This is a genomic window from Mesorhizobium sp. M7A.F.Ca.ET.027.02.1.1 (genome assembly GCF_004022985.1).
Lineage (GTDB): Bacteria > Pseudomonadota > Alphaproteobacteria > Rhizobiales > Rhizobiaceae > Mesorhizobium.
Window position 1 is genome coordinate 1 of record NZ_RZOL01000423.1, and the last position, 5,099, is coordinate 5,099.

Sequence of the window (5,099 nt, forward strand, 5' to 3'; positions counted from 1 at the left end):
GCGTCGGTGGGCGCGTCGACGTGCAGCATCTTGCCCCGCATGGTTGCGACGGCGCCTGAAATCTCGCTCACCGTCTCGCCGCGCACACGCAGCGCCATCAGGAAACCGCCGATCTGGCCGGGGGTCGCGTCACCCGACATGATGATGTCGAAGGCCTCGCGCGCTTCCTCGAAGGAAAGCGCGCTACCGGTCGCGATCTTGGCGATATGGGTTTTCAGCGCGCTCATCTTGTCGAGGCTTGGGCGACGGCGGCCTGGTCGATGCGAACGTCGTACTGCGTCTGCAACTGCGCCACCAACTGGTCGAGCAGGTCATCCGACATGCCGGAGGTGAAGGATTTCTGCGCGTCGTCCGGCACCGAACTGGCATCGGCTCCGGCGGGCTCGAACACTTCGGCGACCTTGTACAGGATCTGCCCGTCTCCGGTGGGTGAGGGGACCAAGCCGGTGCCGCCTTCGCCGACACCGAACATCGCTGCCGCACCCTCCTTACCGAAATCGACATCGTCAGCCTCACGCTTGACACCGCGCTTGGTCTGCTTTTCGAGCTTCAGTTCGCTGGCGATGACATCGAGCGTTGCGCCGGCCTTGAGCCGCTTTTCCAGTTCGTCAGCCTTGGCGGCCAGCCGCTTGCTTATTTCCGCCGCCGTCCAGTCGGCGACGACTTTTTGACGAACCTCATCCAGCGTGCGGTCGCGAGCCGGCGTGACGGACGCCACCTCATAGAAGACGAAGCCGTTGTCGGCTGTGGTCAAGGCATCGTTTTCCGTGTTGGGTTCGGCGTCGAAGACGGCTTTGATCAGCTCCGGCGATTGCGGCAGGTCCTTGACGATGGTTGCATCTGGCCGCAGTCCACTACGATCGATGGCGTCGATGGTGACGACCTTCAGCTTCAGCTTGGCCGCGGCCTCCGCCAGCGAACTGCCGGCGGCGCGGGTGTCATCGTAATTGTCGCGCACGTCCAGAAGGATGCGGCTTGCCTCGCCCAGCGCCAGATCCTTGCGGATCTGATCGGACACCTCGGCCAGTGGTTTCACCACCTCGGGCTTGATCTCGGTGACGCGCAGCAGCACCGGACCGAAGGCGCCTTGCACGACCTGACTGACTTCATTGGCGTTGAGCGAAAAGGCCGCGTCGGCGACCGCCTTGTCGGCGATCTTGTCCTTGGCAAGCGTGCCGAGCAACGTATCGGCCGGCGTCTTGCCTTCCGCCGTGACAAGCTTGTCGAAAGTGGCGCCGGCCTTGAGCGAATCGAGTGCGGCCTTGGCCGCATCCGGCGTCTTGAACACGAGCTGCTCGACGGTGCGCAGTTCCGGCGTGGTGTAACGCGCCTTGTTCTTGTTGTAGTCGTCGCTGACCTGGCTGTCGGTGACGGCGGTCGTATCCATGATGTCGACGGGTTCGAGGCGGACATAGGAAAATTTGCGGTATTCGGGTGCCGCATATGTCTTCTTGTTGGCTTCGAAATAGGCCGAGAGCACGCTATCGGACGGCGCCGCGATCGGCTCGACCAGTGCCTTGGGCAGCGTCAAATAGTCGATGGTGCGGTCTTCGCCGCGATAGAGCGCAACCGCCTTGAAGAAAGTGTCCGGAGCCTTGAGGCCATCCGAGACCGCCTCGACAATTTGCTGGCGCACGGCCACCTGGGCACGGTTCTTCAAATAGTCCTCGGGCCGCATGCCGATCTGCTGCAGCATATATTCGAACGTTCTGCGGTCGAACTGGCCGCCCGGGCCCTTGAAGGCTGGGTCCTCGCGTGTCAACTCGGCCAGCCGATCCTTGGAAAGTCCGAGGCCCAGCTTGCGGGCCTGTTCGTCGAGAACGGCACCAGAGACGAGCTGAGCCAACACCTGGTTGTCGACGCCGAGCGCCTTTGCCTGTTCGTGGCTGAGACGTTGGCCGAACTGTTGCGACATGACGGCGAGCTGGCGATCGTAGGCGAGACGGTATTCGTTGATCGATACTTTGGTGCCGCCGGCGGTTATCACCGAATCGTGGCCGGCAAGACCGCTCATCAGCTGTCCGGAAACGCCCCAGACCAAAAAGCTGAGCACCAGCAGCACCAACAGTCCCTTCGCGACCCAGGTGCCTGCCGCGTTTCTCAATATACCAAGCATTTTTACTTCCGATTTATGCGCATTTTCGCATGCGCCGAGTCTGAAACAAGCGCAATAGCGCCCTTCCGGCCCACTGTCGATTGCTTTGTGGCCTGATTTTGGTAGTGAGGGCCAGAGCCCCGATATCATCCGGAGAAGCAAACCCATGACGCCAGGAATTCGCCCGCTCGTCGCCGGCAACTGGAAAATGAACGGCACCAGCGCCTCCCTCAACGAGCTCCGGATGATCGGCAACGGTTTCATGAGCGGACTTGACGCAGAGACCGAAGCGCTGGTTTGCGTTCCCGCAACCCTGCTTGCTCACGCCGCGGAGATCCTGTCACGCACGCCGGTGCATGCCGGCGGTGAGGATTGCCATACCAAGGAGAGCGGCGCCTACACCGGCTGCATATCGGCGGAAATGCTCAGGGATGCCGGTGCGAGCCATGTCATCGTCGGCCATTCCGAATGCCGCGAGCAACGCGGCGAGGATGACGCCACTGTCCAGGCCAAGGCATCCGCCGCATGGCGTGCCGGGCTTGTTGCCATCATTTGCGTCGGCGAAACGCATGAACAGCGTGAAGCGGGCGCCACGCTGGACGTGCTGTCGCGGCAGGTCGATGGTTCGGTCCCGTCAAGCGCCACCCCATCCAACACCATCATTGCCTATGAGCCGGTATGGGCGATCGGCACCGGCTTGACGCCGACGGCCGGCGATGTGGCCGCAGCACATGCACATATCCGCGAAAAGCTGTCGGAAAAGCTCGGCGGCGTCGCGGCGAAGATGCGCATTCTCTACGGCGGCTCGGTCAAGCCCTCCAACGCGGTCGAACTGCTCGGCGTCAGGAATGTCGACGGCGCGCTGGTCGGCGGCGCCAGCCTGAAAGCGGCGGATTTTCTCGGCATCGCCGAGGCTTATCGCAATATTGCCTGAAGACATTCGCTCCGCCGGACAAGGGCTTCCGGTGCACGAAATCGTTGCAAAGGACGGGTTGCTTCCCATATTCCGGCCACGGGCTTGGAAATGCCGTCAAAGCATTGTATTGAGCCGCCTCCAATTCACCGGTCGTGTCCGCGGCCGGGCAAGGCCTTGCCAGGATAAACTATGGAAACCGTACTGATCGTCATCCATCTCATGGTCGTGCTCGCCCTTGTCGGCGTGGTGCTGCTGCAGCGTTCCGAAGGCGGCGGCCTCGGCATCGGTGGCGGATCCGGCTTCATGACCGCGCGTGGTGCTGCCAATGCCCTGACGCGTGCGACGGCGATCCTTGCGGCCGCCTTCTTCGCCACGTCACTGACCCTGTCGATCGTCGCCCGCTACGGCGAGAAGCCGATCGACATCCTCGACCGCGTGCCGGCGACGTCGGACGGTGCAGGCAAAGGCGTGCTCAACCAGTTGCCCGGCACGACCACCCCGGCGCCCGCCGGCAGCACCACGCCGACGCCGCCTTCCGGCAACGACGCTTCGGCTCCGGCGACTGCCCCGGCCACGGCGCCTGCCGCCGGTTCGACGCCGCCGGCGACCAACGGCACGGCTCCCGCCGCACCGGCGACCCCGCAGGTCCCGAACCAATAGTCTTCCACGCTTGAAACCGCGATCTGTGGTCGTTTGAACACAGTCGCGGCAAATGCAGCAAGATCACGAAGATTCGACAGGGTGAGGCGGGGCCTCGCGCTTGAGGCAGCCGCGCTTATTCGACTATAGATTGCGCGCGGCATTTCCGGCGCCCTTGGGGGGCGCTGGGCGACGCCGTGGGCAACAAGCATAGAACGATCGGATCTTCGCCATGCAGCTTCGCAGCTTCATTTTCCTGGGACTTTGCGCCGCACTCGGCATGAGTTCCCCAGCCTCCGCCGGCGTGCCGGCAAATATGGCCGCACAGCCTTCGGCTGAAACAACTTCTGCAATCAACGTCGCCGTCAAGAGTGATGCGTCGCAATTGAAGCTTCTCAAGAAGAAGAAAAACCCGACGCCCGACGACCTCGCCCAGATCAAGAAGATCGAGGCCAAGATCGTTGCCGACAAGGAAGCCGCCAAAGCCAAGGCGCTCGAAGCCAGGAAACTGGCGATGCGCGAGGCGGCCAAGGCCAAGGCCGACGCTGAACGGCAGGCGTTCCTGGCCAAGAAGGGCAAGAGCACGCAGGCAACCCAGGTGGCCGATGCCAAGCCGGCCAAGAAGCTGGTTGCCAAGATCATCGAACCGATCGAACCGATCGCGCCGATCCAGTCGGCCGAGCCGCTTCCGGCAGAGGCGATGAACATCGCCCTGACCGGCAACAATGGCGAGTTGCGCAGCGAGGTCATCGGCCAGAAGCAGCCGAGCAGCGGCGGTTTGTTCGCCGGTCTCTTCGGCGGTAGCTCTTCCTCTTCGTCAATTTCATATCTTCCCGAGACACGGGCTCTCGACCAGGCTCTCGCCAAGAGGGAAGCCAAGAAGCAGTTCAAGGTGAAGCCGGAATTCGTGCCGCAGGACGTGGAATTCAGCGGTTACGCTGCCGGTACCATCGTTATCGACACCAGCGCGCGCCGCCTCTACCTCGTCGAATCGTCCTCCACCGCGCGCCGCTACGCCATCGCGGTCGGCCGCGACGGCCTGCAGTTCAAGGGTACGGTTGCAGTCGGTGACAAGCAGGAATGGCCGCGCTGGATCCCGACGCTGGACATGCAGAAGCGCGAGCCGAAGCATTACGGCCAGTACAAGGACGGTATGCCCGGCGGTGGCCAGAATCCGCTCGGCGCGCGCGCCATCTATCTCTATGACGGCAAGAAGGACACGCATCTGCGCATCCACGGCACCATTGCGCCGCAGTCGATCGGAACCAGCGCCTCGAATGGTTGCTTCCGCATGATCAACGAGCACGTCATGGACCTTTACAGCCGCGTCAGGGTTGGCACCAAGGTCGTCATCATCTGACGTTTTCGTCATCCTGCCGAAAGGGCCGGCTCAGCCGGCCCTTTTGTTTTGCCTTGTACACGATCCAAGCGCCTTCTTGGGAAAAAAGC

At 62.7% G+C, this 5,099-nt stretch carries 4 protein-coding genes and 1 pseudogene; 3 read left to right on the top strand and 2 right to left on the bottom strand.

Annotated elements, in window-relative coordinates; genetic code table 11:
* Together EN749_RS30245 and EN749_RS30250 are read right to left on the bottom strand one after the other, a co-directional pair.
* Window positions 1–227: pseudogene (locus tag EN749_RS30245) on the bottom strand (anthranilate phosphoribosyltransferase); the annotation flags it as partial.
* Window positions 224–2,116: a SurA N-terminal domain-containing protein gene (locus EN749_RS30250; RefSeq protein WP_128288098.1), complete on the bottom strand. Its 1,893-nt coding sequence runs from the start codon at window positions 2,114–2,116 to the stop codon at window positions 224–226. The pseudogene EN749_RS30245 and the gene EN749_RS30250, both read right to left, overlap by 4 nt.
* A 145-nt stretch (window positions 2,117–2,261) precedes the next feature.
* On the opposite strand from EN749_RS30250, the gene tpiA reads away from it, so the two are divergent.
* The 3 genes from tpiA (at window position 2,262) to EN749_RS30265 (ending at window position 5,010) form a co-directional block, all read left to right on the top strand.
* A complete protein-coding gene (gene tpiA, locus EN749_RS30255) occupies window positions 2,262–3,029 on the top strand; it encodes a triose-phosphate isomerase (RefSeq protein ID WP_127268769.1) in 768 nt (255 codons plus the stop codon).
* Between the two features lie 171 nt (window positions 3,030–3,200).
* Window positions 3,201–3,671, top strand: coding sequence for a preprotein translocase subunit SecG (gene secG, locus EN749_RS30260; RefSeq protein WP_128364538.1), 471 nt, complete (start codon window positions 3,201–3,203; stop codon window positions 3,669–3,671).
* 211 nt (window positions 3,672–3,882) lie between these two features.
* Window positions 3,883–5,010: a L,D-transpeptidase gene (locus EN749_RS30265; RefSeq protein ID WP_127398848.1), complete on the top strand. Its 1,128-nt coding sequence runs from the start codon at window positions 3,883–3,885 to the stop codon at window positions 5,008–5,010.
* Window positions 5,011–5,099 lie beyond the last annotated feature (89 nt).

Bases quoted from the DNA above. Each gene is read 5' to 3' on its own strand.
- tpiA (WP_127268769.1), top strand. From the start codon at position 2,262: ATGACGCCAGGAATTCGCCCGCTCGTCGCCGGCAACTGGAAAATGAAC.
- secG (WP_128364538.1), top strand. From the start codon at position 3,201: ATGGAAACCGTACTGATCGTCATCCATCTCATGGTCGTGCTCGCCCTT.
- EN749_RS30250 (WP_128288098.1), bottom strand. From the start codon at position 2,116: ATGCTTGGTATATTGAGAAACGCGGCAGGCACCTGGGTCGCGAAGGGA.
- EN749_RS30265 (WP_127398848.1), top strand. From the start codon at position 3,883: ATGCAGCTTCGCAGCTTCATTTTCCTGGGACTTTGCGCCGCACTCGGC.